Source organism: Vibrio sp. YT-16, from assembly GCF_033337405.1.
Lineage (GTDB): Bacteria > Pseudomonadota > Gammaproteobacteria > Enterobacterales > Vibrionaceae > Vibrio > Vibrio alginolyticus.
Genome location: NZ_JAWOQQ010000003.1, coordinates 266792 through 291681 on the forward strand (window position 1 = coordinate 266792; position 24890 = coordinate 291681).

General features: G+C 43.7%; 22 protein-coding genes and 1 pseudogene. 12 read left to right on the forward strand and 11 right to left on the reverse strand.

Going from position 1 to position 24890, the window contains the following annotated elements; all coding sequences use genetic code 11:
• The first annotated feature begins 66 nt into the window (after positions 1-66).
• The 3 genes from glgB to R7F07_RS07280 all read left to right on the forward strand — a co-directional run bounded on the left by glgB (position 67) and on the right by R7F07_RS07280 (position 5315).
• A complete protein-coding gene (gene glgB / locus R7F07_RS07270) occupies positions 67-2262 on the forward strand; it encodes a 1,4-alpha-glucan branching protein GlgB (protein WP_017634460.1) in 2196 nt (731 codons plus the stop codon).
• Between the two features lie 137 nt (positions 2263-2399).
• Entirely contained in the window at positions 2400-3074 is a 675-nt protein-coding gene (gene mtgA, locus R7F07_RS07275) for a monofunctional biosynthetic peptidoglycan transglycosylase (RefSeq protein ID WP_053303908.1), read from the forward strand.
• 180 nt (positions 3075-3254) lie between these two features.
• On the forward strand, positions 3255-5315 hold the full coding sequence (locus R7F07_RS07280; protein WP_171342430.1) for an alpha-amylase: 2061 nt from the start codon (positions 3255-3257) through the stop codon (positions 5313-5315).
• Between the two features lie 69 nt (positions 5316-5384).
• Here the strand turns inward: R7F07_RS07280 and R7F07_RS07285 are convergent, their stop codons facing one another.
• Both R7F07_RS07285 and R7F07_RS07290 read right to left on the reverse strand, forming a co-directional pair.
• Complete coding sequence (locus R7F07_RS07285) at positions 5385-6101, reverse strand: DsbA family protein (protein WP_053349997.1); 717 nt, start codon at positions 6099-6101, stop codon at positions 5385-5387.
• Between the two features lie 96 nt (positions 6102-6197).
• Positions 6198-6485: a hypothetical protein gene (locus tag R7F07_RS07290; protein ID WP_049872671.1), complete on the reverse strand. Its 288-nt coding sequence runs from the start codon at positions 6483-6485 to the stop codon at positions 6198-6200.
• Between the two features lie 448 nt (positions 6486-6933).
• Here R7F07_RS07290 and R7F07_RS07295 point away from each other — a divergent pair, with 448 nt between their 5' ends.
• The 4 genes from R7F07_RS07295 to R7F07_RS07310 all read left to right on the forward strand — a co-directional run bounded on the left by R7F07_RS07295 (position 6934) and on the right by R7F07_RS07310 (position 9859).
• A complete protein-coding gene (locus R7F07_RS07295) occupies positions 6934-7671 on the forward strand; it encodes a nucleoside recognition domain-containing protein (protein WP_171342431.1) in 738 nt (245 codons plus the stop codon).
• On the forward strand, positions 7671-8138 hold the full coding sequence (locus R7F07_RS07300; RefSeq protein WP_005374849.1) for a YjiG family protein: 468 nt from the start codon (positions 7671-7673) through the stop codon (positions 8136-8138). Before R7F07_RS07295 ends, R7F07_RS07300 begins: the two co-directional genes overlap by 1 nt.
• Before the next feature lie 9 nt (positions 8139-8147).
• The gene (locus tag R7F07_RS07305) at positions 8148-9272 is read left to right on the forward strand and encodes a M20 family metallopeptidase (protein ID WP_171342432.1); all 1125 of its coding nucleotides are present in this window, start codon (positions 8148-8150) and stop codon (positions 9270-9272) included.
• 212 nt (positions 9273-9484) lie between these two features.
• Positions 9485-9859, forward strand: coding sequence for a YkvA family protein (locus R7F07_RS07310; protein WP_138939471.1), 375 nt, complete (start codon positions 9485-9487; stop codon positions 9857-9859).
• 9 nt (positions 9860-9868) lie between these two features.
• Here the strand turns inward: R7F07_RS07310 and R7F07_RS07315 are convergent, their stop codons facing one another.
• The 5 genes from R7F07_RS07315 to R7F07_RS07335 all read right to left on the reverse strand — a co-directional run bounded on the left by R7F07_RS07315 (position 9869) and on the right by R7F07_RS07335 (position 16069).
• Positions 9869-11062, reverse strand: coding sequence for a lipase family protein (locus R7F07_RS07315; protein WP_005374861.1), 1194 nt, complete (start codon positions 11060-11062; stop codon positions 9869-9871).
• Complete coding sequence (locus R7F07_RS07320; RefSeq protein ID WP_232284613.1) at positions 11062-11535, reverse strand: DUF6795 domain-containing protein; 474 nt, start codon at positions 11533-11535, stop codon at positions 11062-11064. Before R7F07_RS07320 ends, R7F07_RS07315 begins: the two co-directional genes overlap by 1 nt.
• A 403-nt stretch (positions 11536-11938) precedes the next feature.
• Entirely contained in the window at positions 11939-13243 is a 1305-nt protein-coding gene (locus R7F07_RS07325; RefSeq protein WP_054576578.1) for a dicarboxylate/amino acid:cation symporter, read from the reverse strand.
• Positions 13244-13632: 389 nt separating this feature from the next.
• The gene (locus tag R7F07_RS07330; RefSeq protein ID WP_318110470.1) at positions 13633-14898 is read right to left on the reverse strand and encodes a DUF1835 domain-containing protein; all 1266 of its coding nucleotides are present in this window, start codon (positions 14896-14898) and stop codon (positions 13633-13635) included.
• Positions 14899-15178: 280 nt separating this feature from the next.
• Positions 15179-16069 carry a LysR family transcriptional regulator gene (locus tag R7F07_RS07335; protein ID WP_171342433.1) on the reverse strand — a complete coding sequence of 297 codons (891 nt, stop codon included), beginning with the start codon at positions 16067-16069 and terminating at the stop codon, positions 15179-15181.
• Positions 16070-16178: 109 nt separating this feature from the next.
• Between R7F07_RS07335 and R7F07_RS07340 the strand changes: the two genes are divergently transcribed.
• Both R7F07_RS07340 and R7F07_RS07345 read left to right on the forward strand, forming a co-directional pair.
• Entirely contained in the window at positions 16179-16487 is a 309-nt protein-coding gene (locus R7F07_RS07340; RefSeq protein ID WP_005374871.1) for a monooxygenase, read from the forward strand.
• A gap of 7 nt (positions 16488-16494) precedes the next feature.
• Positions 16495-16867, forward strand: a pseudogene (locus R7F07_RS07345) (hypothetical protein).
• Positions 16868-16932: 65 nt separating this feature from the next.
• Here the strand turns inward: R7F07_RS07345 and R7F07_RS07350 are convergent.
• The 3 genes from R7F07_RS07350 to R7F07_RS07360 all read right to left on the reverse strand — a co-directional run bounded on the left by R7F07_RS07350 (position 16933) and on the right by R7F07_RS07360 (position 20841).
• Positions 16933-19101: a polysaccharide biosynthesis tyrosine autokinase gene (locus R7F07_RS07350; protein ID WP_005374875.1), complete on the reverse strand. Its 2169-nt coding sequence runs from the start codon at positions 19099-19101 to the stop codon at positions 16933-16935.
• 51 nt (positions 19102-19152) lie between these two features.
• Entirely contained in the window at positions 19153-19593 is a 441-nt protein-coding gene (locus R7F07_RS07355; protein ID WP_171342434.1) for a low molecular weight phosphotyrosine protein phosphatase, read from the reverse strand.
• A gap of 129 nt (positions 19594-19722) precedes the next feature.
• Positions 19723-20841 (reverse strand): polysaccharide export protein, encoded by a 1119-nt coding sequence (locus R7F07_RS07360; protein WP_017820139.1) that lies wholly within the window; start codon positions 20839-20841, stop codon positions 19723-19725.
• A gap of 458 nt (positions 20842-21299) precedes the next feature.
• Between R7F07_RS07360 and R7F07_RS07365 the strand changes: the two genes are divergently transcribed.
• Positions 21300-22193 (forward strand): hypothetical protein, encoded by an 894-nt coding sequence (locus R7F07_RS07365; RefSeq protein WP_171342435.1) that lies wholly within the window; start codon positions 21300-21302, stop codon positions 22191-22193.
• 69 nt (positions 22194-22262) lie between these two features.
• Here R7F07_RS07365 and nfsA read toward each other — a convergent pair whose 3' ends face one another.
• On the reverse strand, positions 22263-22985 hold the full coding sequence (gene nfsA, locus R7F07_RS07370) for an oxygen-insensitive NADPH nitroreductase (protein ID WP_149191710.1): 723 nt from the start codon (positions 22983-22985) through the stop codon (positions 22263-22265).
• Positions 22986-23180: 195 nt separating this feature from the next.
• Here nfsA and R7F07_RS07375 point away from each other — a divergent pair, with 195 nt between their 5' ends.
• Both R7F07_RS07375 and R7F07_RS07380 read left to right on the forward strand, forming a co-directional pair.
• Positions 23181-23822 (forward strand): MarC family protein, encoded by a 642-nt coding sequence (locus R7F07_RS07375; RefSeq protein ID WP_005374889.1) that lies wholly within the window; start codon positions 23181-23183, stop codon positions 23820-23822.
• Between the two features lie 190 nt (positions 23823-24012).
• Complete coding sequence (locus tag R7F07_RS07380) at positions 24013-24885, forward strand: patatin family protein (RefSeq protein WP_017634445.1); 873 nt, start codon at positions 24013-24015, stop codon at positions 24883-24885.
• Positions 24886-24890: the final 5 nt, after the last annotated feature.

Consider the following 24890-nt stretch of genomic DNA (forward strand, 5'->3'; position numbering starts at 1 on the left):
TCACAACGTTGGCTGTGGAGAAACCAACATTCGGTTCAAACGAATATTGGCTCTAGGGAGAAAGATTTGAAAATCACCAAAACAAAGAAAATAAAGAAAAAACACGAACGCGCGTACGAACTGCTTGCTGAGGCGGCTTACTCAGATCCATTTGCGGCGTTGGGCCCATTCATTGATGACGGAGAAGGTTCGCTGCGAGTTTGGATGCCGGGCGCAAACAAGGTTGAACTGCTTGTTAATGGTGAACCTCGCGTGGCGCTTGAACGCGATGGCGACAGCGGTTTTATCCTAAAAGAGCAACGCGATTTACACCTGACCCACTACCGTTTAGCGGTCGATTGGAATGGTGTTGAACAAATTATTGATGACCCGTACCAGTACCACAATATCTACCAAGAGTACGAGCATCTGCATACGCCAAAAGACATGTATCACTACATGGGCGCACACTTTGTCACGCTAGAACGTGGCGGTGAAAACATTTCCGGTGTTCGTTTCCTTGTCTACGCTCCGCATGCATCGGCTGTTAGCCTTGTCGGTTGCTTCAACCAATGGGATGGTCGTCGTCACCCAATGCAACGTTTAGATTATGGCATTTGGGGTTTGTTCATTCCTGGCTTAGAAGAAGGCGTTCAGTACAAATTTGAGCTCAAAGGGCCAAATGGGGAAGGGCTGCCACACAAACAAGACCCTTGGGGTTTCTACTCTGAGCAATACCCATCGTTCGCATCCATTACTTACGATCACAAGCGTTACCAATGGCAAGATGCGAAATGGCAAAACCGCGCAGTGACACAAAAGCGTGATGAAGCGTTATCGTTTTACGAGCTGCATGCTGGATCATGGAAGCGCGACGAGAACGGTGATTTCCTCAACTACCGCGAACTCGCGGAGCAGTTGGTGCCATACCTTGTGGATATGGGCTACACCCACGTTGAGCTGATGCCTGTGTCTGAGCATCCATTCTATGGTTCATGGGGCTATCAACCCGTTGGCTTATTTGCGCCAACTAGCCGTTACGGCTCTCCGGATGATTTCAAATTCTTCGTGGATGCGTGTCACCAAGCTGGTATCGGTGTGGTGCTGGATTGGGTTCCGGCGCATTTCCCATCGGATGACCACGGTTTAGCAAACTTTGACGGCACACCGCTGTTCCACGACCCGGACCCACGTCGCGGTTGGCACCAAGATTGGAACTCATACATCTATGATTTAGGCCGTGAACATGTGCGTCGCTTCCTTGTATCGAATGCGCTGTACTGGTTTGAACAATTCCATATTGATGGCATTCGCGTGGACGCAGTCGCATCGATGCTCTATCTCGATTATTCACGTAGTCACGATCAGTGGGTACCAAACGTCGACGGTGGCAACGAAAACTACGACGCAATCGCAACCTTAAAATGGATGAACGAAGAAGTGTACAAGCACTTCCCGAATGCGATGACGATTGCGGAAGAGTCAACGGCGTTTCCGGGGGTGTCTGCGCCAACCTTTATGGGTGGTTTAGGTTTTGGCTTCAAGTGGAATATGGGGTGGATGCACGACAGTCTTTCATACATCAAAGAAGATCCTGTTCACCGCAAATACCATCACAATACCATCACATTCCCGCTGGTTTATGCGCACAGCGAGAACTACGTCTTGTCTCTCTCTCACGATGAGGTGGTGTACGGCAAAGGCTCTATCCATAACAAGATGCCAGGTGATGAATGGCAGCAAACCGCAAACCTACGAGCATACTACGGTTATATGTATGGTCAACCGGGCAAAAAGCTGAACTTTATGGGCGCGGAAATTGGCCAAACGGCGGAGTGGAACCACGATGATCAGTTGCAATGGTTCTTACTGGAATATGAGCGTCATCAAGGTGTCCAAAAGCTGATGCGAGATTTGAACCACTTGTACCGAAATGAAGCGGCGATGCACGATCAAGATTGTGTTCCTGCTGGTTTTGAGTGGCGTCTACAAGACGAAGCGGATGCGAGCATCCTAGCGCACGAGCGTATTAGTAAAGAAGGTGAGCGTATTCTGATCATCACCAACTTTACGCCCGTACCACACGAGCGCTTTCGTTTAGGCGTTCCAAATGCAGGTCAATACGAACTGCTACTGAATACAGACGATAGCAAATACGGCGGCAGCGATTTTAAAGTGCTGACCAGTGTGAAAACGGAAAAAGTTGAAAGTGAATCACTGCCTCAATCACTTGAGCTTCGTTTGCCTCCACTTTCAACCGTGTTCTACAAGCTGCACAAATAATTTAGTCTAATCAAATTCTAAGCCCGTTTTACATTGTAAATCGGGCTTTTTTTTAACCAAGTTTTCACTAACGATAAACAGACTGCATACTCTATACTTGCATCATATTGTTTTATGAAATCAGGCTAGGTCGGACTTTGAGAAAGATTAAATCCCTTCTGTTCAATATCTTATTGGTGCTTTTGCTTTTACCAGTGATGCTCGTTGGCATAGTGAAATACATCGATCCACCAATTTGGGGATGGAAGATCAGCCGCATAATTTCTCCTCCTGAAGGATTTCCTGAAGAGAGTCAAAATGAATGGGTGCCTTTGAGTGATATTTCTAAACACATTCAACTGGCCGTGATTGCGACAGAAGATCAAAAGTTCCCGACCCATTACGGAGTGGATTTTGATTCCTTGTTTAAAGTGATCTCAGAGTCTGGCGAGAACGGTCCCTCTCGCGGTGCGAGCACGATTACTCAGCAAACTGCAAAGAACGTGTTTCTGTTTCCTTCACACTCTTATGTGCGCAAAGCGTATGAGCTTTATTTTGCTCTGCTGATGGAAGCAATGTGGAGTAAAAAACGCATTCTTGAAGTGTATTTGAATGTGGTGGAGTTTGGTCCAGGTATTTATGGCGCGGAAGCCGCTGCGCAAAACTACTTTGGTATTCCTGCTAAACAACTTTCAACACGCCAAGCAGCAAGGCTTGCGGTGGTGCTGCCAAATCCGTATCGCATCAAAGTTTACCCTCAGACTTCTTACACCATCAGCCGCGTCAATTGGGCGATGAGACAAATGCGTAACCTTGGTAGCGTTCAGCTTTAAACTCCTTTTTACCCTGCTCATAAGTAGAACTACGCCCCCATAAAAGCAAAATGTGAAGCGTCACAAGCTTTAGGGCGTAGCTTTTCAGAATGATGTGCTCAGTTTTTCATCCATTTACTATTAGTGTGAATAAAACTACAACACGAATACTGCGCCTATGCGCAACCAATGGACTGAACGATGAAACTGAATCTGATTACGACGACCTTATTGCTTGCATCGGCAAGTGCCATCGCCGAGCCAAACATCACCATTTCTACCACGACCAACAGCCGTGACTTTCCTTTAAGTGCAGAGCAACCTTTGGTTGTGCCCTTAACCAAAGACGGATACACGCTCAAAATCACGGGTGTTGAAGGCGACTGTGTCGCGCCTGATGGTCAGAAGGTCAAATTCAACAAACCTATCGCGCTGAACTGCGGAAAACCAACAGAACTGCCGTTAAAAATCCGTTTTACTGGCGATTACTCTTTTGCTTTTGATGCGGAAGCCAAAACTCTACGCTTCAAGCGTGAACCTAAGAAAGCTGCCAAGACAGAATTCAAACGCCCAATCCCACAAGTGCAATGTGAGGTTTACCAAGGCGGCGAAGTCACCATCGCGCTGGGTGACAGTTTCCCCGATGGCACCAAGTTGCGTGATGCCTATTCTGGTCAAATGGTCGAAGTAAAAGATCAGCAAGTATCGCTGACACCAAGCAAAGATTCCGGCGGTTTGGTGCTACTAGAGCCAGTGAAGAAAACCAAAGAAGCAGTACCGTTTGATTACCGTAATGCCAACATTTACTTCGTGATGGTCGACCGTTTTAACAATGCCGATACCAGCAATGATAACAGCTATGGGCGCAAGAAAGACGGCAAAGAAGAGATTGGTACCTTCCACGGTGGTGACCTAAAAGGCGTGATCGAAAAGCTAGATTACATCAAGAGCCTAGGTACAGATGCAATTTGGCTGTCGCCAATCGTTGAGCAAGTGCATGGTTTTGTGGGCGGCGGCGATAGCGGCTCATTCCCATTTTACGCTTACCACGGTTACTGGACGCGTGATTTCACCAAGATTGATGAGAACTTCGGTAACGAAGATGACCTGAAAAAGCTGGTGGAAGAGGCACACAAACGTGGCCTTAAAGTATTGATGGACGCAGTAATCAACCACACCGGTTACTCAACGTTAGCCGATTTGCATTTTGATGGTATTGAGGTGTTAAAACCAAACGCTGAACTACCTAAGAAGTGGGGGGATTGGCAACCAAAAGCGGGTGAAAATTGGCATAGCTACCACCAGAATATTGATTACCAGAGTCCAAACTGGGCGAAATGGTGGGGCGGTGACTGGATAAGAACAGGTCTACCGGGATACCCAGCTCCGGGCAGCAGTGATATCACCATGTCATTGGCGGGTTTGCCTGACTTTATCACTGAATCAGACAAAGCCGTGAAGCCAGCTCAATGGCTATTGGATAACCCTGGCACTCGCGTTGAGGCGCGTGATAATTACACCGTCTCGGACTACCTAATTGAGTGGCAAACTGATTGGGTGAAACGCTTTGGTATTGATGGTTACCGTGTCGACACGGTGAAGCACGTTGAAGGCGATGTGTGGAAACGCTTGAAAGAAGAGGCATCAAGCAGCCTTGAGCAGTGGCGTAAAGAGAACGGCAAGTCAGGTCAGCCATTCTGGATGATGGGTGAAGTATGGGGAAATAGCGCTTATCGCAGCCCTTACTTTGACGATGGCTTTGATGCGTTGATTAACTTCGACATGCAGAAGAAATTAGATAAAGGCGCGGCGTGTTTCAGCCAAATGGCAGACACTTACCAAAGCTATGCGGACACTATCGCCAATGAGAAAGACTTTAACCCTGTGAGCTACATGTCTTCTCACGATACCGAGCTGTTCTTCTCTCGCTTCAAAGATTACGGTATGCAGCGTAACGCCGCGAATGCACTGCTTCTGAGTCCTGGTGCTGTTCAGGTTTATTATGGTGATGAAATTGGTCGTAACATTGGTCCTTACGCGGATGATTTCCACCAAGGCACACGTTCTGACATGGTGTGGAAGCTATCGGATGAGAAGCAAGCGCTACTCAAACACTGGCAAACCCTTGGTCAGTTCCGTAAAGCGCACCCAGCGATTGGTGCAGGTCAACATCAAGTGATTGAACAAGAAGGTGCGTATGTGTTCTCTCGCTCGCTTGGCAATGACAAAGTCGTTGTGGCGTTTGTGGGTCGCGAAAAGTAGTTAGAACTTCGTTTTAAGCCTAGATAGAAAAAGCCCTTCCTTGAGTTATCAGGGAAGGGCTTTGTTGTTTTAGTTCGCCAGTTCTTGGTCGATGACTTGTTCTAGCTCGTCAAACGGCACATAGCCAGGAATGACTTGATCATTAATGATCAACGCAGGCGTGCCGCGTAAACCAAGTTGCGTGAAATACTGATAGTTTTTATCAAGCAACGCCTTGGTCTCTTTGTCGTCGACAAGCTGCGCTTCTGTCCCCGTTTTTTTCGCGATTTGATTTAAGGAACGTGCGTCATGTGCGCCCGGTTTTTTCACCAATAACTCATGCACTTGTTCGTACTTATCTCGCTGGTTTTGCCAAACATTTAATGCGTAACTTGCCGAGTTGTAGCCGTTTTTCTCGTATTGTTCTTTAAAAGAGACATTGAGGTTAAGCACTTTTACCTGCGGATATTCCTTACCAACTTTGACCAGCTCTCCTTCTAAACGTTTACAAAAAGGGCAGCTGTAGTCTGTTACGTTAATAATGGTTAACTCAGGGTTTTCAGCACCAAAAGAGGAATGTTTGCCATCACTTAGATATTGACGAACCTCCTTCAAGGTGTCGCCAAATGACTGTTGATACGCAATGTACTCTTGAAGGTTTTGGTGCAATGAATCAAGAATTTGAGGGTTATCTTTTAGTATCTGATTAACTTCCTCTAGCTTTTGTTCTGCGGTCTTTTCTGATGCGAAAGATACGGCAGATACGATAGCCATCGTTAACGCCAAAAGTGTACGAGTGAATGTCATAATATTTCCTAAAACTTTTAAATTTCGTTGTTTGTTATGTGAAGTGAATAAAATATGCACAAAAGTCAGGCAGAAAGGTCTCTCGCCTTGCTGGCTTTATTCTCTAAACACGCAAAGTTTTAGGTGAACCCGATACTTTTCCGGTATCGGTTCTGTGTATTCCAGATAACGAATTGCTGTGGTTGTCATCGGCAGCGCCACAATCAAAGCAAACAGAAAAAATGGAATAAGAATATGATCAAACTGATGTTGGTAAGCTTGAACCAGCTTTTCTGAAAGGTCGCAAGATGGTGATAAATTCACACTCTCATCTTGCTGACTCTGTATTTGGTGAGCCTTCGGGCAGCTTTTCGAGAAACCAGAATTTTGGCTTAAGCATATCATCACCACCCAAAGCACGAGGGCGAGTGTCCATTTGGCTATTTTATATTGTGAGCGTAACAATGGGTCGTATAGTCCTGTTAATTCTGGTTTATGCCGTTTACATATGACCGGACCATCCTAACCTAAATTTCGTGGCTGAATGTTACTTTCGAGTTAATCGATATTGCCTCAATGCCAAAGTATGAAGTTCGTCATGAATGTTGTAGAAAGTAATATTCGTCAGAATCATTTGTTGGGTTGATAAAGAAGTCCCGAGGTATCGATATAGATTAAAATACCTAATTGTTAGAACAAACTTTCATTATCTTTCAATTGTGATTGAAATCATAAAACAAAACTTCATAACTGAGTCGCGATAATGTTCGGCAGGCGGATTGATTTTGATCATCTCTCTAGCACATTATTCAGGTGAACATATGTGTTAAGTTCCACATGTGTAGGTAATGTTATGAAAATTCGTGTTCAAACTGAGCGTAAAGTTACACTGGGGTGCTACGTTGCTCTGGCGTTTGCGGTTGTGTTCTTTTCTGGCCTGATGCAATCTAGCGAATGGTACGGTGTATTCGATTTTACAACGCTCAATGGCTCTTTCGGCAAGGTGGCGTATGGTGTCACCGAAACGGCTGACGGTGTGCAAGTTGCAACAACGTCGCTTCGCGGTACTGGTGGTAGCGGTGCTCGCGACGGTTTCATTTTCGCACTTACTTTGATTCCAACTGTTATGTTCGCCTTAGGTATGATCAACGTACTTGAGCACTACGGTGCACTTGAAGCAGCTCGTAAGCTTCTTACTCCTCTTCTACGTCCTCTAATGGGCATCCCTGGTAACTCTGGTCTGGCTTTAATTGCTTCTCTACAAAGTACCGATGCAGGTGCGGCAATGACGCGTCAGCTAAAAGATGAAGGTCACCTAACTAAGCGTGAAACGGACGTATTTACCATGTTCCAGTTCACAGCAGGTGCAACCATCGTGAACTTCTTCTCATCGGGTGCTGTGCTGTTCACACTGACGATGGCTGACGGCTCTCTAGCAGTAACGTCTTCTATTGGTTTAGCAGTTGTGGTGATGTTCGCATTTAAGATCATCGGCGCGAACCTGTTCCGTATCTACCTGAACATGACGGAAGGTAAAGAAGACAAGCAAGACCAAAACAAATCAGAGAACTTAAAAGAGGAGACGGCATAATGGGTGACGTTAAAGCGAAAAAACCAATGGTGACGGATATCTTCGTCGAAGGTGCTAAGAAAGGTTGGGTGATTGCGACTACCTCTACGGTGCCTAACGTATTGATGGCGTTCGTAATCATCAAAGCGCTGCAAATCACTGGCGCGTTGGATCTGATGGGCACTGTGTTTTCTCCAATCATGGCGGTGTTTGGTCTTCCGGGTGAAGCTGCAGCGGTATTGATCGGTGCTTGGATGTCGATGGGTGGCGCAGTGGGTGTGGTTATCACGCTGTTTGACCAAGGTATCCTTAACGGCACGCACATTGCGATTCTAGCGCCTGCCATCTACCTTATGGGCTCTCAAGTTCAGTACATGGGTCGTATCATGGGCCCAATCGGTACTGAAGGTCGTTACATCCCAGTTATGATTGCAATCTCAGTATTGAACGCGTTTGGCGCAATGCTGGTGATGAATCTGTTTGTCTAGGAGTGAGTCATGCAATTCTCTCTAAATGAATATCTAGAAGAGCTACGTCCGCTGATTAATGTGGATTGTGGCACTTACACGACTGATGGTATCGAGTTTATCGCTTCTCAATTTGAAGAGAAGTACCAAGCGATGTCAGGTTGGAGCGTAAAACGCATCGACTGTGGCAGAGCGGGCATCGGTCTTGAAGTTCGAAACAAGCCGGAAGCTGAGCAAATCGACGTAATGCTGATTGGTCACATGGATACCGTGTTCCCTGTGGGTACTGCTGAGCTTCGTCCAATGTCTCAAGATGCAGAGAAAGCCTACGGTCCGGGCGTCTCGGACATGAAATCTGGCTTGCTGAACATCGTATACGCGATGCGCTATCTAGACCAAGCGGTGTTGGATAAGTTGTCTATCGCTATCTGCATGAACCCAGATGAAGAGACGGGCTCTCTGGACTCTGTGGATTGGATTCAATCAGTTGCGAAAAACGCTAAGAATGTGCTGGTTGCAGAAGCAGCACGTGCAGACGGTGGTTTAGTGAAAGCGCGCAAAGGCATGGCTCGCTACAAAATGACCTTTAATGGCGTTGCTGCTCACGCAGGTAACGAGCCAGAAAACGGCCGCAGCGCAATCACTGAGATGGCGAATTGGATTCTGGCTGTCAATGCAATGACCAACTTTGAATCTGGTACTACGCTGAACGTCGGCATTGTTTCTGGCGGCAACGGTGCGAACATCGTCCCTGAGCACGCGGAAGCGATCGTGGATGTGCGTTTCTGGAGCAACGAAGAATACGATGATGTCGATAGCAAGCTAAATGGCATGCTGGAAACACCATTCGTTGATGGCGTGAGAATTGAGTTGGTTCGTGAAGCTTATAAGCCTTCTATGGTGCCAAGCCCACAAACAGAAAGCCTGATGATGCTAGTTGAAGAAGCCGCAAGTGAACTGGCGATCGACATCAACTGGAAAGAAGTAGGTGGTGGCTCTGATGCAAACAACACGGCGATTCTTGGTGTTCCAACTTTGGATGGTCTAGGACCTATCGGTGCGGGCTTCCACAGCGATCAAGAGTACTTGTTGCTTGAGTCTATTGAACCAAGTATCAAAATGTTGATACGTGTACTGGAGAAGATTGTTCAATAAGGCATTCTGCTTCTAAAGCTTGGCTCCCAAAGCTTTTGGTTTCAAAACTTTTGTTTTCCAAGACTTTTTGTTTCCAAGGCAATAATCCCCGGACTTCGGTTTGGGGATTTTTCTATCTGTGTTTCACTTTACTATCATTTCTTGTTATTAATCTTGCGTTCAGGTTCGATTTATTAATATGTTGGACATAGTCATAAATTTCGGAGGCAACGATGACCACAACAATGTCTGTAAAATCGGCGCCGAAAGACGCCAAAGATCAAACGATGCAAGCGCCAGATGAGAAAACATTCTGGCGAAAAATGAAAGGGTCGGTTAAGAAAGCGGGTGAAGAAATTGCCGTAATGGGCATAAAATCATGGCTCGCGATGGCAGATTCCAACACCTCTGTTCGCCACAAGGCTATTTTAGGTGGCGGACTGGCTTACTTCGTCCTACCAACAGATATGGTGCCAGACGTACTAGCTGGCGTCGGTTTTACCGATGATATGGCGGCACTTACCTTAGCCGCGAACTCAGTCGGTAATGCCATCACTAAAGAACACGAAGCACAAGCCAGAGAAAAACTGAATTCGATGTCTGATTAAGTTGAAAGTTTATTTTACAGCACTAATAGCCATTTGTGCTGCTCGATAAAGTTTTCCAAATACCATAAGAAAAACGTTTCTAATAAACTTTGCAGACATATCTTCAATTGCTGTTACTGGTTTTCCAATAAACACCAGCATATGGCCTAACAGCCCTTTGACTTGTGATTCTCTTACTTTAGAAGCTTTAGCTACTTTTTCTATATTTCTGGCGAGTATATCATAAAATGTCATTCCAGTAGATACTGTGGCTTGGGCTGCTATTGCTGCAAACAAGCCAGTATCTTTTAATAAGGTTATTAATGCTGCTTGAATTCTTTCTGACCAATATTCTGTAAATGATGCTTGGTTTCTGTGCTCAAACTTAAATCTAGTAGGTGTATACAAGTACTTGTTAGATCTGACTTTTATTGCTCCCCACGTTTCGGAGTTAGCATTATCTAAATACCCTAAGCTTGTTTCGCTAGACATACTATGAGCATTTAAATTAAAGCCAGTACTAGCGTCTAAGCGGTACTCATCGCCATTATGTGGAGCATGAATAAATGGCCAGACAGGTACTTTAGGCACAGGATCTGCGCCGTGAGTACAGCGGTATACTTTGTCGTTGCTTTTACTAGATTTACGGGAATATTGTTCTAAACCAACTCTAGGTGCGCCAAAAGTATATAAATTCACTCTTAATGAATATTCTTCTCTCAGCCAATCAGAACATAATGAAGCCAGAGCTCCTCCTAAGCTATGCCCAACACAATGAATACGGTTAGGTAAATTTTGGCATTGCTGTAAATATTGTTTTATGCTTGGTTTGATACTTGAAAATGAATTAATAAATCCAGCATGAGCGATAGAGCCATTTGGAGAGCCTTTAAGGCCGACATTTAGGTTGGTTACCCAATCATTGGCGTTTTGCGTCCCTCTAATGGAAATTACTAAATCTCCCTTATATTTTCCTTTCCCAATACCAATTACCGCAAATGCTTCAGATGTTCTCATTACACCAGGTACCACCTTTCTAAACAATGGTATACGATCTAATCCTGTGATGCCTCCAGTTCGGCCACTAAAAACATCTTGCTGCGAAAATGCAAAGTGTTTTTCAAAACCTCCTTCTCCCCTAAACGCTAGTCTCCCTTGTCCCTGGTATACTCCATACGGTATGTTCGCGATCTCTGATGCAAGTTTTGGTGTTAAAGACGGCATTATGTATCCTCCGTAAACTCTGTTTTATATAAAAATCCATTTAAATTGCAGTTGCTAATAACCATTAGATCTCGAGCACTTTCTAGATTGATATTTTTGAAAAAATATCGGAATTCTTTATTTTTAAGCTCACAGTAAAGGTTATTTAAGTTATCTTTTATAAATATAGGCGGTGAAACGTAGCTTAACTGAGACTCCCAAATGTACTTCTTTTCTTCATTTATATAGGTATATATTCCGATATATGAATATGTTTGATTCAAAGCTGATTCTTTAAACCTTTGAGAATGTATGACTGGCTTAAAGTGAAATTCACCTAACTCATTAGTAATTGAACTCCTTTTGTAAGCATTCTTTAAAAAATTAGCTTCTAAGTAAACGGTTAAATTTTTTAGAGGTCTTTGATCAAGAACTAAAGTACCTTTTATCTCTGGGCTTAATGTATATTTAAATTTCTTAAAAAAATCGAACATACTTTCGTTGAAACCTAATGCAAGTATTGGAAATGAGAATATGAATAAAAAAAGACTATTTTTAAACATGAAATTATGATGTATGTATCTTAGTACCAACTTAATTATCAGACTACTATCTATCGCGATTTGGTTTTGAACTTTAATTTGATAATGGAATTTGTATCTCTATATGATGAAAATGTCCCTTATATCATTTTCAAAGTGATAAACATAGGCGAGTTATCTTAACCCTCTAGATGAACTAATATAGAATCTAACTACTGACCTATTAGTAATTGAAACAACCTCGGGGGACGAGAATTTTATCTAAACCTTTTTGATTTCGGGTTAATTGGAAATAAAAAACCACCTTAGAGTAAGGTGGTTTTTGCTTAGACAGGATAATTTAACTTGGAAGTATTTAAGCTTCCGCGCGCTTCAGATGCACTTCTTCTTCGGCTACGCCTGCCATTGGGTCGTTGAAGCGAGCTTCATCCAATGCACCCTCTGATTTTGCAACGATGACGGTTACAGCACTGTCACCAGTGATATTTACCGCGGTACGAATCATATCAAGAAGACGGTCAACACCCATGATGAGCGCGATACCTTCAAGCGGCAGACCAACTTGGTTCAATACCATAGCAAGCATGACAAGACCCACACCAGGAACACCTGCGGTACCGATAGACGCCAGAGTTGCCGTCATGATAACCATTAGGTAATCGCCCATAGTTAAATCAATATTGAAAGCTTGAGCAATAAACGCAGTTGCTACGCCCTGCATGATCGCCGTACCGTCCATGTTCACGGTTGCACCAAGTGGTACTGTGAACGATGATACACGGTTCTCAACACCCATGCGGTGCTTTGCTGTTTCCATTGTCACTGGAATCGTCGCGTTCGATGATGCTGTAGAAAAAGCAAACATGATCGCGTCTTCCATCTTGCGTAGGAACGTAATTGGGTTTAGACCTGTGAAACCTTTTAACATTAAGCTGTAAGTAACTAGACCGTGTAGGACAAGCGTACCAGCCAGTACTAAGAAGTACTCTGCCAGATTGACGATCGCGCCCAGACCAAGACCAGTAAATAGCTTCGCCATTAAGAAGAACACACCATAAGGTGCCAAGTTCATCAAAATCGCGACCAGTTTCATGATCACTTCATTCAGATCAGAGAAGAATGCTGCGATGCGTTCGCCTGGCTTACCCGCTGCACTGATCGCGATACCGAATAGCACGGCGAACACGATAACTTGCAGAGTTTTACCTTCTGCCATTGCGCTGATTGGGTTGGTCGGGAACATATCGATGATCACCTGACCTAAAGATGGCGCTTCAGCTGATTTGAATGAACTTGCTGCCGTTAGATCTGCCCCTGCACCTGGCTGGAATAGAGTACCCATAGTTAGAGCAAGCGTAATCGCGATAGCCGTTGTCGTAACGTAGAAAGCGAGGGTTTTACCGCCCATACGACCCAGTGTAGAGAGGTCTTTGAGAGAGCTAGTACCACAAACTAACGAAACAAATACTAGCGGTACAACAAGCATTTTTAAGCTGGCAACGAAGATCTGTCCACCAACTTCGAATAATCCATTAACAATGTATGCGTCGACAAATCCGTTGTCGGCAAAAAGTGTGCGAATTGCAAATCCTGTCAAGATACCCGCAACCATACCTAAAATTACGCGGCTGGTAAGCGACATCGGTTTCTTGGTATTCATGAGAACACTCCTTATAGTTATGCACCTTGAGTTCACTTCAAAGCGGCGAGCAGATTAGCAGCGGAGTGAGAAAATACGAAAGAATAATCCTCTAAATGGTTAATAGATGTGAACTTTATCACTAATAAAAATGGGATTTTAACCAAATATTAACGAATTGGCCGGATGAAAAGTTTGTATTTTAACACTTTTATCGAATATACAACCGATAACAAAGAGGATTTACAATAAATTTTAATAAGAGATAGAGTGCATACTCTCTTTGAGTGAATGCATTTCTGCATAACTATTTAAGTTATATTCAGGCTAGCGGTCGCTTCTTTAGCGATACTTTAGTATTGAGTGTTCATCATAGCCAACGAACCCTTTATGCTTTCATATTTGTCAACTCAATGATGGTTGGCAAGTGTAGTTAGTTGGAGGTGATCCCAGCTCCAATAACTTTGACTGGTATTTTTAATCCCTCCAACCCAATAGCATTGTTTCGCTCGTATTAAGCCTTCCAAACACTGCTTGCCAGCCTCAGTGATACGGACGCTTTGTTCCCACCAGTGCCTTTCACGTGACTCAATCGTGATCAAAGGTGTTTGACACTGTGCTAGAGGGAGGAGTAACGCGTAAAACATCACGTCTCCTAGGTAAGGAAGAGGTTCTAGTTGTTGATATTGCTCAAACCAATCTTTGATGGGAATTGAACGATTTTGCGAGCTCAAAACCTTTAGTGCGAGGTGTTGTGTCAAGCTCAATCCAGTTTGTGAATTAGGTAACTCTTGCAAATGGCGTTTAAGCACGTTGAGTATATTGGGCAAGCAATCCAGGTTATGCTGCTGAATCAAATTAACTATGGCAATAGGTGTCGGTGATGTAATAGCGTGCCAACACCGTTTAGCCTGACTGAATAATTTTGCTGTCACAGGTTTACGGTATCGCCAACAAGAACGAATAGCTTCTTCAGGCAACTGCCCAAAGCCGATGAATCGTTCAGTGCCCGGGAACTGGTTCAACTCAATGATCTCTATCACTTTATTCTCTACATTCTCTAACTGTGTTAGAGCACGAATTAGCATCAATTGATCATAACTGTCATGTTCGACCCAAAAGACGATTCGTTCAAATACATCACTTTGCAACAGATCGAGGTTTGATTGTTCCAATGTGACTATATCTTGAACCGAGTCTTCACGCTTCATCACAGGCAGCAGAGTCTCTACGACATATTGGGCACGAATGGCAAGGAAGTTCTGCGGTGTTGCTGGTATGGGGCCAATACAAAGCGGATCGATCAGGGCTAAAAATGTCCCTTCAAATCCGCTGGCTTTAAGTTGTTGTTGAATGTCGTGGCCACAACGAACGTGTAGCGTTTTTACTTTTGCATCTAGGGGCGGTTTTTGTTCTTTGATGGCTAGTTTGTGCGCTTCTAGCTCTTCGACATGAGCTTTTAGTTTACTCCAACTGGATAAGCCCAGTTCTCTTGCGAGTGCATGTTGAACGTCAGCCAATTGAATTGTATTGGGAGCCAAAGATTCTGGTTTGGAGTGAAATCGCTTAACTAACTCCAACGTGGCGTCATCGTATAGGCGGATAGCTTTGAGCCTTTTTTTAGCAATGGATTTTTGCTGATTGATATTGATCGAGAAGCTATTTGTAGAGTTCATATTTCACCTTTCTTATTTCTTCCACACTCGCCTAAATAGAAGCTAAAAAGAAGGTAAAAACAGATTGTGCCTGCTAAACCAAGCAGGTGAGGATATTGCCGTGAACCGAGTTCTTTCCGCGAGTGTTGGGGGCTTTAGGCATGAGCAGAGTGATAGTAGGTGGTTGCTATCCTTCGTGCAACCTTTTGTGAGAGTGTAGCGTCACAAAATGGCCGTTTCTCTATGTTTAGGGAGAATCAATAGGCGATAACACTAGCGATTCAACTCAATACCACTGTTGCTAGACTCGAGTTTCTACACTTTTGAGTAAAATACGATAAAGCGCTTGAGTCGCAGGACCACTTTTGGCTCCTTTGGGCAAAGTGAGGTGCAGCGCAACTTGATATTGATGGGAGTGTTCGAGCTCCAATACTTTAATTTTATCGCTCTTTCGGGCTGAGACTAAGTGCGCTGGTAGCCGACAAAACCCAACGCCTTGCTCTACGGCGTGAAAAGCGTGGTCGAAGTTATCGACGGTAATACGCTGACGTGCGCGTAACCAACCCACATCTCTTTTCGTTTTGTCTGAATCACCTAAGTCACGGATGACAATTTGGTTGGTGGTTGCAAAATCGTCGATGGAAACATGCGGCTTTTTAGCGAGTGGATGGTGTGCTGCGATTACAGGCAGCATGGTTGTTACGCCAAATGCTTCGGCAGGGTAGTTGGTTATCGGTAAGTTGATGATTGCGATGTCAGCGAGCTCATTTACGACCATTTCGGTTGTTTTGCTCAGTGACGTTTCAACCACTTGAACGGAGGTCGTGTTGTTGTCCTCCAAAAATTGACTGAGTGGTGCATAAAGCCAACAAGGGTCACAAAGATGATCTACTGCGACCGTGATTTGAGATTCCACCCCACTTTTTAACTGCTCGCTGATGACTTCTAGTTCCCGCGCTTGTTCAAGCATGGATTGTGCACGACGCAGTATGGTTTTGCCGTGCTCTGTCAAACCCGCTTTGCGCCCTCGTACTTCGATAAGTTGAATACCAAGTTGGTCTTCTAACTTCCTCACCGAGTAGATCAATGTAGTATGGCTCTTGTTGAGCAGTAAAGCTGCGGATTGAATGCTGCCTTCTTGATTAATCGCTTGTAGCGTTTGCCATTGTTCTAAGGTCGTTTTTAGTCTCATGAGTCAATTTTTTAGACAGTTAATGGCGAAATTATGAACTTTTCTGTCAGTTTTATAAAGGTAATAATCTTGTCATCGAAAACGAGTCAATAAGAAGAGGAGACTCAAGATGGCGAAATTATTGCAAGTTGATTTTGAATTTCATGGTCCGTTTGGTGACGAGATGTCGAATGCTCTGGTCGACTTAGCTAAGTCGATTAACCAAGAGCCGGGCATGATTTGGAAAATCTGGACGGAAAGCGAAAAAGACAAACTCGGTGGTGGTATCTATCTTTTTGAAGATGAAGCCACGGCGCAAGCTTATCTCGAAATGCATGCCGCACGCTTACGAAAAATGGGCGTAGTCGAAGTACGAGGTCAAATTTTCGATATCAATGTGCCGTTAACGACGCTCAATCAAGGGCCTATTAGAGGATAAGGAGATGATGACCAACCGCACTTTTCTAACCGTTCATGGTGTCGTATATACGGTATTCGCTTTTTGCGTTGTTTTTTGTACCAACCATAATGTGGCCGATGTATGGAGTACAAATTAACGACCAGTACGCGCTGTTTTTATCGCAGCATACTTCGATCTTTTTAGGTGGAATCGCAGCGGTGAGTTTGATGTTACGTAATGTGGAATCAGGGCATACTGCGAAACAGCTGTTTAAAGCATTATTGATTACTAATGGCTTAGGGGCAGTGATTACTACCTATGCCGGCATTATCGGAGTATTTGTCGGTTTTGGTTGGAGTGACCCAATATTCTTTGTCTTGCTTAGTTTGATTACGTACAAGCAACTAAGAGTGCAATAGAAAAAGCCCTGCTGTTTCTAGCAGGGCTTTGTCATATTTGGTTTAATTAGCGATCTAAATTCAAGTTATGATTCGCTTTTGTACGCGTAGTTATAGTAGCCGTATCCATAGCCGTATGAGTTAGATGCTTTTTTCTCAACTGCATTGAGAATCACACCTTTAACTTCAACGCCTGATTGCTCGAAGCGACCTTGCGCGACTTCAATCTCCTTCAAAGTCGTTTGATCAAAACGAGCGACCATCAGAGTTGTTCCTGCAAGCGCGCCAACAATGCTTGGGTCGGTAACTGCGAGTACAGGCGGCGTATCGATGATGACTAGATCGTATTGTGCAGACATCTCGTCAACAAAGCTCTTGAAGCGAGGGTGCATAAGAAGTTCTGACGGATTTGGTGGTACTTGGCCGCGAGTCACAACATCTAAATTATCAATGGATGTAGATTTAATGATGTTGCTAAGGGATGTCTTACCGCTCAAGTAATCAGAAAGACCGTTGTCCCAGCGTAGACCGAAGCATTGCTGCAAATAACCTTTACGCATATCCGCATCAATAAGCAGCACTTTCTGACCGGTTTTCGCAGCGACGGCCGCAAAGTTGGTCGATACAAATGTTTTGCCGATAGACGGTGCAGGACCTGAAATCATAAGAACGTTATTCTTCGCTTCCATCATTGCAAAGTGCAAGCTAGTGCGAAGACTACGTAGAGCCTCAATGGAAAGATCAGCTGGGTTAGCTTCCGCTAGAAGGACTAGCTCATTGTTGCTGCCTTTGTTGCGCTTAAGCTTGTTTGCAAATTCCAGTTGTTGAATAGATTTTGGAACGCTTGCGTAAACTGGCATGCCAATCTGTTCAATTTGATCTGGTGTTTCCACACCACGGTGGAATGCTGCACGAATTAATACGAAAGCCACGCCTGCCATACCGCCAAGCAGTGTTGCTAGCACAACGATAAGCGCTTTTTTCGGCTTGATTGGCTTAGAGAAAGATTGAGCGTTATCTAAGATTCGAACGTTGCCAACTGTTCCGGCTTTAATAATGTTGAGCTCTTGAACCTTGTTCAATAGTTGGATGTAGATTTGTTGGTTTACTTCTACATCGCGTGTCATACGTAGAACTTCACGCTGTGTTTTCGGTAACTTTTGAACTTGTTTATTAAGACGTTCTTTCTCTTTTAGTAGTGTTTCACGTTTATCAAGTAGCGACTTATAAGCTGGGTGATCCTGTGTGAAGCGTTGGCTGATCTCACTTTCTTTGAATGTAAGCTCATTTAGCTGTGCTTCTAACTCAACCATTACTTTCAGCGTTGACTGAGCTTCAAGGCCTAAATCGATAGATTCATTTTCTTGACGGAACCGATTTAAAACGTCTTCAGAAGCGGTCAGTTTTGTTTTGATGTCTGGGAGGTGACCTTTCAAGAACTCGAGGCTTTGCTCTGCCTCTGCAGAATTTCTTTGAACGTTTTGTAAGAAGTAGTTTTGGCTAATGTCGTTCAAGATATCTTGAATCTTAGCGCGGTCTTCACCAGAGAAGCTTAAAGATATAATCCCGGTTTGCTTACCACGTTCGCTAATCGATAAGTTTTCTTGAAGTTTATTAATTGCATCTAATTTACTGATTTTGCTGACCGTGAATGAGTCACCAGTTTGAGCCACAAGTTCAGTCGCCAAAAACTGATATCCATTCTTCTCAAGCAGTTCACCAACTTTACCTTCTAGAATGACGTTATTGTCATCTTCTAAGAGCCTGAACGTCTGTTTTTCAGAATCAATAACTTCAAGAGTTAAAGGAACGCCAACTGCGTAAGAAGGAGCATTAAATCGTGAAACGCTCAGACTGATTTGCTCACCTTGTAGTCGAGCTAGGCCTTTACCAATAATTGGCATGTAGTTTGGAGAAACGACAGTCGTTAAGTTGAACTTATCAACAGTACCGCCCAAGATCATACGAGATTTGATGATCTCTATTTCTGTTGTCGCTGATGATTCTGCTGAAAACAGCTCTCCCATATCACCAACCATCGCTGAAATACCACCTGAACTCTTACTTTCGATTTGGATAAGAGCGTCAGCTTTATAGATAGGTGTTGATAGAATGGCAACGCCGACGCCTATAATTGAAAATAGGACTACGGTACATAGAATGAGCCATTTGGCATCGAGAATGATCCCAAATAACTTTCCCAAATCGATCTCATCGTCGGCTTGACGTGATTGCTTAATAGTTTGTGTTGTCATTACTTTAACTTCTTAAATACCTTGCCATTGGCGTTTATTTAGCCTTGCGGCTTATAGTTTTTGAGACCACGCTTTTGCTGCTTTTTCTATAAGCGTATATGCATGTTCGAAAGCTTCTCTACTTTGTCTGTATGGATCAGGGATGCTTTTTTCATTTATCCACTGTCCAAACAGCATCGTTTTACCTCGTGCCTCAGGAGCGATTTTGGTTAAGGCTTCTAAATGACCTTTTTCCATAACCAATATCAGATCGTATTGAGCGCAAAGCTCAGGTGTTAATTGTCGTGCTTCGTGTCCATCTAAGCTTACGCCATGTTCGTTCGCGATAGTGGTTGCCATCTCGTCAGCAGCTTTTCCCGTTAGATGGCTCTTATCTACTGCGATTCCTGCTGATGCGACATGTTTGTTTGGTAGTAAAGACTGCAAAAGCCGCTCTCCTGTTGGAGAGCGGCAAATATTACCGACACAGACGATAAGAATATTAGAAAACAAATGCTTACCCTACTTTAAGTTGTATGCTTATGATCTCAACTGAATTGCTGGCTTCTTTATATTGCGCAATTGAGCTGAGTAGCTATCGATTACGTGCCGCAAGAGATAATTTTCTTGCGGCACGTTGTTTTACGGCCAAGTGCGTACTCGTAGTACACCTTCGGTTAGTTCATTAAAGCCGGAAATGGTTGGAACGAGCTGAGCAATCACACGATTCCAACGACTAACAGGTGCAGCCGTCACATAGACTATGTCGTAAGGGTTGAGATCAAACTCAGTACCAATCACCAAAGCAGAAGCGTCAGAAACATCTAGCTGATAAATGTCCGCCATTTTAGCTTCTTCTTTTGAACGTCTGATGACAAACACACCGGTAGCATCTGCGGAGATTTCACTGATACCACCAACGCTGCTAAGAGCCTCAGTAAGGCTCATGCCGCTACGATCAATTTTGAGTAATTTCGGATCGTTAACCTCGCCCATAACAAATACTTTTTGCGCATCGTTTCGAGGAATATGAACAATATCGCCAGGCTTTAGAAGGCGGTTTTGAGTTAAATCGCCTTGTTGCATCAGAGCATACAAAGAGACGTTTTCAACAACGCCATTGCGTGTCAGTGTCGCATTACGCCAATCAGCCTCGGCAGCCAGTCCGCCAGCTCTATTCACAGCATCTAGAAGTGTAAGGGGGATGTTTGTAATTGGTTGTTGTCCTGGCTTGTTAACTTCGCCAGTTACATAAGTCTTTTTAGAGCGAAATGCCGCAACGCTTACATCGACCTGTGGGCTCTCAATGTATTTTGCAAGGCGGCTTGCAATGTCTGCACGAATCTGACGTACGTTTTTGCCTTCAACATGTACGACACCTATGTAAGGGTAGAAGATCGTGCCATCCGAATGCACCCAGTTACCCGCTTCGGCTGAGCTTCGGTATGAGCCCGCTGGGATCGTTAGCTCTGGGTGATCCCAAATAGTGATATTTAGGATATCGCCAGGTCCTACTTCGTATTCATATTTTGCGATTTCAATATCTAACTCTGGGTTTGGTTTTGAAAAAGGGTCCACTGAATTTAAAGACGTTACGCGCTCCAAAGTTAAGGGATAAACGGTAACCTGAGACTCTATATCACTCGATTCAGTGCTCATGACTGTTTTGTCACTGACCGAAAGGTGGCTACCAGGCAAAGTACACCCTGTAAGAAGGATAGGAAGTACTGATATCCCCAAAAATTTATTAAATGTGTTCATTGGTTTATAACTACCGAAAGAAAGTTTGCCGACTGAAATTGATTCATTCTAATTGAACTGCATTTCATCAATATTGATGATTTACTGCAGTTTTAAGCCTTTAGAAAGCGAGTCCATTCAGAATTATTTGTGTAATAAACACTCCAAATGGCTGCTAGCGACTTAGAGCTCTTAGTTTCATTAATGAAGGTGTGAAAATCCGACCCACAAAAAATAGTCAACTATTATCCATCTGGTTGCAATAAAGGCAACAAGTTACTTGAAAAAATACTGACGAATACATGACAAAATTGTGTCTATTTAACGTTATTGAGATGAATGCATGATTTTGCACAAGCAAACAGGCAAGAATGTGAAAAAACTCATGCCAAAGTTGTATGCATCCTATTTACACTATATGCAACTGCCGTTATGCTTCCTGTTGCGGTCGGATATAACAACAAATATTGGAGCTAATTTTGAAAATCAAACTTTTAACGGCAAGTGTGGCAGCAGTCCTACTAGCAGGTTGTGGTAGTGACAGCGACCCTGAGGTAAAAAGATACTCAGTTCAGGCTTATGACCCAGCTGTTATCGGCATGAAAGTTCAAGCAGTATGTGGTGGTGAGACATACGACGCGATTGAAAATACAACAAACTATGAAGGTATGGTTGGTAAAGCGCGTTTTGAAAATATCAACGTTGTAAATGCGCCAGGTGATTGTGCTTTCGTATTAACGCACACAGAAGATAGTAAAGACGCGTCAAATGGCAAACCTATTACATCTGACTACAAAATCCCTCAAGGCCTAGCCCAGGTGGATTCATTGGTAACAGGCTCTCCATTTACGACTTTGGTTGCTAACTCTTTAAAAGATGGTGAAGTATACTCTTCTGATATCGCTGAAAAAGTATTCGAGAATTTGGGTATCGATATCAATGCAAGTGGTAAAACAGTTGACGAAATCCTTCGTGATACAGAATCTGTAGTAGCAGGACTTGGCAGTGAGGGTGGTAACAGCGCACTTGCTACTCAGCTAGTTGCAACAGCAAACGTTGTATCAGATATCATCAAAGCGAACCCAACAGCTTCGCCTGAAGCTGTAGCTGTTGCTGCAAAAGCAATCACAGAAGATGTAATCGCGGCGAACCCAAATTATCCTGAGAATGATTCAGGTGACGTTATCTACGTAACGATTCCAGCTGAAGATACTCAGAAAGTTGTTGCTGATGTACAAGAGGCTATCGATAACGACATTCCATTAGAAGATATCGAACCTGACGTACCACAAATTCCAGATGCGGAAGTCGGTGAGCCAATTGAACCTGAAGATCCACCGGGTCCAGGCACTGGCGCGACAGGCGGTAACTAAGCAAGTTTTTGCTGATAAATTCTAAAGGCCTCTTCAGAGGCCTTTTTTGATCCTATCGTATTGTAGTCATCACCTTTTAGTGAGCCCTTTTCTGTTTAAGTAAGGCAGGATGTGCGGACGTGATTCGCCAGCCAGTTTACTGGTGACTTCTTGCGACCAAGTACTCTGTTTTTGATTGCTCGAACGGTTTGCATAGTAGTTTTGCATGGTTTGGTCATACGTCTGAATATCATCCAAGTTTAGGTCTTGATACTGATTCTCATGCACCACGACATGCTTAGGTAGGCGAGGTTTTACTTCAGGGGCTTGATCTGGATGACCAAGACACATACCAAATAAAATGGCGGTATTTTTAGGTAAACCTAATAATTCGTCTACTTTTGGGGCATTGTTTCGTAAACCACCAATATACACGCCTCCTAGTCCCATCGACTCCGCCGCAAGCAAGCAATTTTGTGCCATGATCCCCGAGTCTACAGCGCCTATTAGCGTTAACTCGGTAAAATCAGCTTGAATATCTGGGTTGATACTGGCATGGCGCTGGTAATCAATACAAAACACCAAAAACTCAGCCGCGCTTTCAACGTACCCTTGATTTCCGGCATATTGAGCTAATAGTGTACGTTTTTCTTTGTCGGTCACGCGGATAATTGAAACAACTTGCAACATGCTTGATGAGGACGCCGCAAGGCCGGCTTGAAGAATGGCATCTAATTGTTCGCTCTCAATCGGTTGTGAGGTGAATTTTCGAATTGAGCGGTGATTGAGAATTGTTTGAATCGTGCTGTTCATGGTGACTTAACATCCCCTGTTACGTGTAAAGGCTGAAGACTCACCTTAGCGACATTTGATGAGTCGGTAAACTATCTCAAAAGAAAAACAATGCTTGGCGCATAAGTGTGAAGGCGAATCGAGAATACACCACTCTTTCTGTTTGAGAGCGTATATACTGTTTTTAGAATCAATAATTTAAATGCAGTGGAAAATATGAAAGAACTCATTGTTCATACAGTTACGGTGTTTATGGGCTTCTTTGCCATCATGAACCCTATCGCCAATATCCCCATCTTTTTGAGTTTAACTGCTGATGAAGATAAAGAAACCATCCGTTCCATTGCGCTCCGCTCAGTCTTTATTGCATTTATTATCATCGCGATATTTTCTATTGCCGGTAAGTTAATTTTTGATTTGTTTGGTATCACGCTTTATGCATTGCGAATAACAGGCGGTATTTTGGTGTTTTTGATAGGTTTTAACATGCTTCAAGGTGATTCGACGCATCAGAAAACCAAAGAGAAGGCGTATTCACCAGCTCAGCAACGGGCGGCATTGAGTATTGCAGTGTCTCCATTGGCGATGCCAATATTAGCTGGGCCCGGAACGATTGCTACCGCGATGAACTTTGCGACAGCGGGTGGTTTCGATCAAACCATTATTACTATCGTTTCTTTCGCTGTCCTTTGTGTGATCACCTATGTACTGTTTTTGTTTGGAGACAAATTGGTCAAAGCGGTTGGACCAAGTGCTCTAAATGTTGTGACTAAAATGATGGGCTTAATTCTAGCGGTTATTGGTACTCAAATGTTTATTGATGGCGCGGGCGAAGCCTATAAAACGGTTTTCTCCTAGATTTCTCTTAGACCTTGCCACCTTGGTTAAGCCCGCAATTACATTTCTAACGGGTACGGATTTTTTGAACTTTAGTTTTCATTTTCTAAGAGAGAAATAAATAGACTTCACCTATTTCAATAATAAGAATATTCAATTGTTGTGATTGCACGAATTTCATTACTCTTTTGGCAAGGAGAATGGGGGAAATATGGCAACAAAAGCAATTGTAGTAGAAGGTGGCGCGATGCGAGGCGTCTTCGCAAGCGGAGTGTTAGATGCGTTTTTAGAGCAGAGTTATAAACCGTTTGATTTTGCAATCGGTGTATCTGCTGGTGCATCAAATTTGATTGGGTATTTGACCGACTACCCGCATCGCAGTATTAACGTCATTACTAAGCTGGCCACAAGCAAACGCTTTTTTGACCCGACTCGCTTCGTTAAAGGTGGGGACCTCATCGATGTGAAGTGGTTGTTTGAAGAATCTAATCGCTTGTATCCCGTCGATGAAAATAAACTGTTTAATGGCGTTCCTTTTCTCGCAGCGACAACAAATGTAGATACAGGGCAGGCAGATTACTATCGCGTGACACGTGATAATTTTCACCATGCGATTGAAGCGACAACAGCATTACCGATTGCCTACAAGCATACCCCTTGTTTTTCTGGTGGTTGTTATACCGATGGTGGGGTCGCTGATTCTATCCCAGTGCGTGAAGCTTATCGTCGAGGGGCTCGCGACATAACCGTAGTACTCTCTCACCCGCTGAATTATGCCAAAAAGCCAGTTAAGACCACATGGCTGATGAAGAAACTGTTTGCGGAGCACCCCAAAATGGCGGATGCGATGTTAAGACGTGCAGATAACTATAATCAATCATTAGAGTTTATTCGTAACCCTCCACCAGGAACACATGTTAGGGTCATTGCCCCACCAGATAATTTTCATGTTCAGCGCTTATCAATGCGACAATCCGTTTTACTAGAAGGGTATGAAATGGGACTGATTGAGGGGCGAGCGCATCTCACTAGTTTATCTGGTGTTCATGGTTTAGACCGGGAAAATTGTCATTTTTGCGTTTGATTATA

Bases quoted from the DNA above. Each gene is read 5' to 3' on its own strand.
- R7F07_RS07280 (WP_171342430.1), top strand. From the start codon at position 3,255: ATGAAACTGAATCTGATTACGACGACCTTATTGCTTGCATCGGCAAGT.
- R7F07_RS07285 (WP_053349997.1), bottom strand. From the start codon at position 6,101: ATGACATTCACTCGTACACTTTTGGCGTTAACGATGGCTATCGTATCT.
- R7F07_RS07290 (WP_049872671.1), bottom strand. From the start codon at position 6,485: ATGATATGCTTAAGCCAAAATTCTGGTTTCTCGAAAAGCTGCCCGAAG.
- R7F07_RS07295 (WP_171342431.1), top strand. From the start codon at position 6,934: ATGAAAATTCGTGTTCAAACTGAGCGTAAAGTTACACTGGGGTGCTAC.
- R7F07_RS07300 (WP_005374849.1), top strand. From the start codon at position 7,671: ATGGGTGACGTTAAAGCGAAAAAACCAATGGTGACGGATATCTTCGTC.
- R7F07_RS07305 (WP_171342432.1), top strand. From the start codon at position 8,148: ATGCAATTCTCTCTAAATGAATATCTAGAAGAGCTACGTCCGCTGATT.
- R7F07_RS07310 (WP_138939471.1), top strand. From the start codon at position 9,485: ATGACCACAACAATGTCTGTAAAATCGGCGCCGAAAGACGCCAAAGAT.
- R7F07_RS07315 (WP_005374861.1), bottom strand. From the start codon at position 11,062: ATGCCGTCTTTAACACCAAAACTTGCATCAGAGATCGCGAACATACCG.
- R7F07_RS07320 (WP_232284613.1), bottom strand. From the start codon at position 11,535: ATGTTCGATTTTTTTAAGAAATTTAAATATACATTAAGCCCAGAGATA.
- R7F07_RS07325 (WP_054576578.1), bottom strand. From the start codon at position 13,243: ATGAATACCAAGAAACCGATGTCGCTTACCAGCCGCGTAATTTTAGGT.
- R7F07_RS07330 (WP_318110470.1), bottom strand. From the start codon at position 14,898: ATGAACTCTACAAATAGCTTCTCGATCAATATCAATCAGCAAAAATCC.
- R7F07_RS07335 (WP_171342433.1), bottom strand. From the start codon at position 16,069: ATGAGACTAAAAACGACCTTAGAACAATGGCAAACGCTACAAGCGATT.
- R7F07_RS07340 (WP_005374871.1), top strand. From the start codon at position 16,179: ATGGCGAAATTATTGCAAGTTGATTTTGAATTTCATGGTCCGTTTGGT.
- R7F07_RS07350 (WP_005374875.1), bottom strand. From the start codon at position 19,101: ATGACAACACAAACTATTAAGCAATCACGTCAAGCCGACGATGAGATC.
- R7F07_RS07360 (WP_017820139.1), bottom strand. From the start codon at position 20,841: ATGAACACATTTAATAAATTTTTGGGGATATCAGTACTTCCTATCCTT.
- nfsA (WP_149191710.1), bottom strand. From the start codon at position 22,985: ATGAACAGCACGATTCAAACAATTCTCAATCACCGCTCAATTCGAAAA.
- R7F07_RS07375 (WP_005374889.1), top strand. From the start codon at position 23,181: ATGAAAGAACTCATTGTTCATACAGTTACGGTGTTTATGGGCTTCTTT.
- R7F07_RS07380 (WP_017634445.1), top strand. From the start codon at position 24,013: ATGGCAACAAAAGCAATTGTAGTAGAAGGTGGCGCGATGCGAGGCGTC.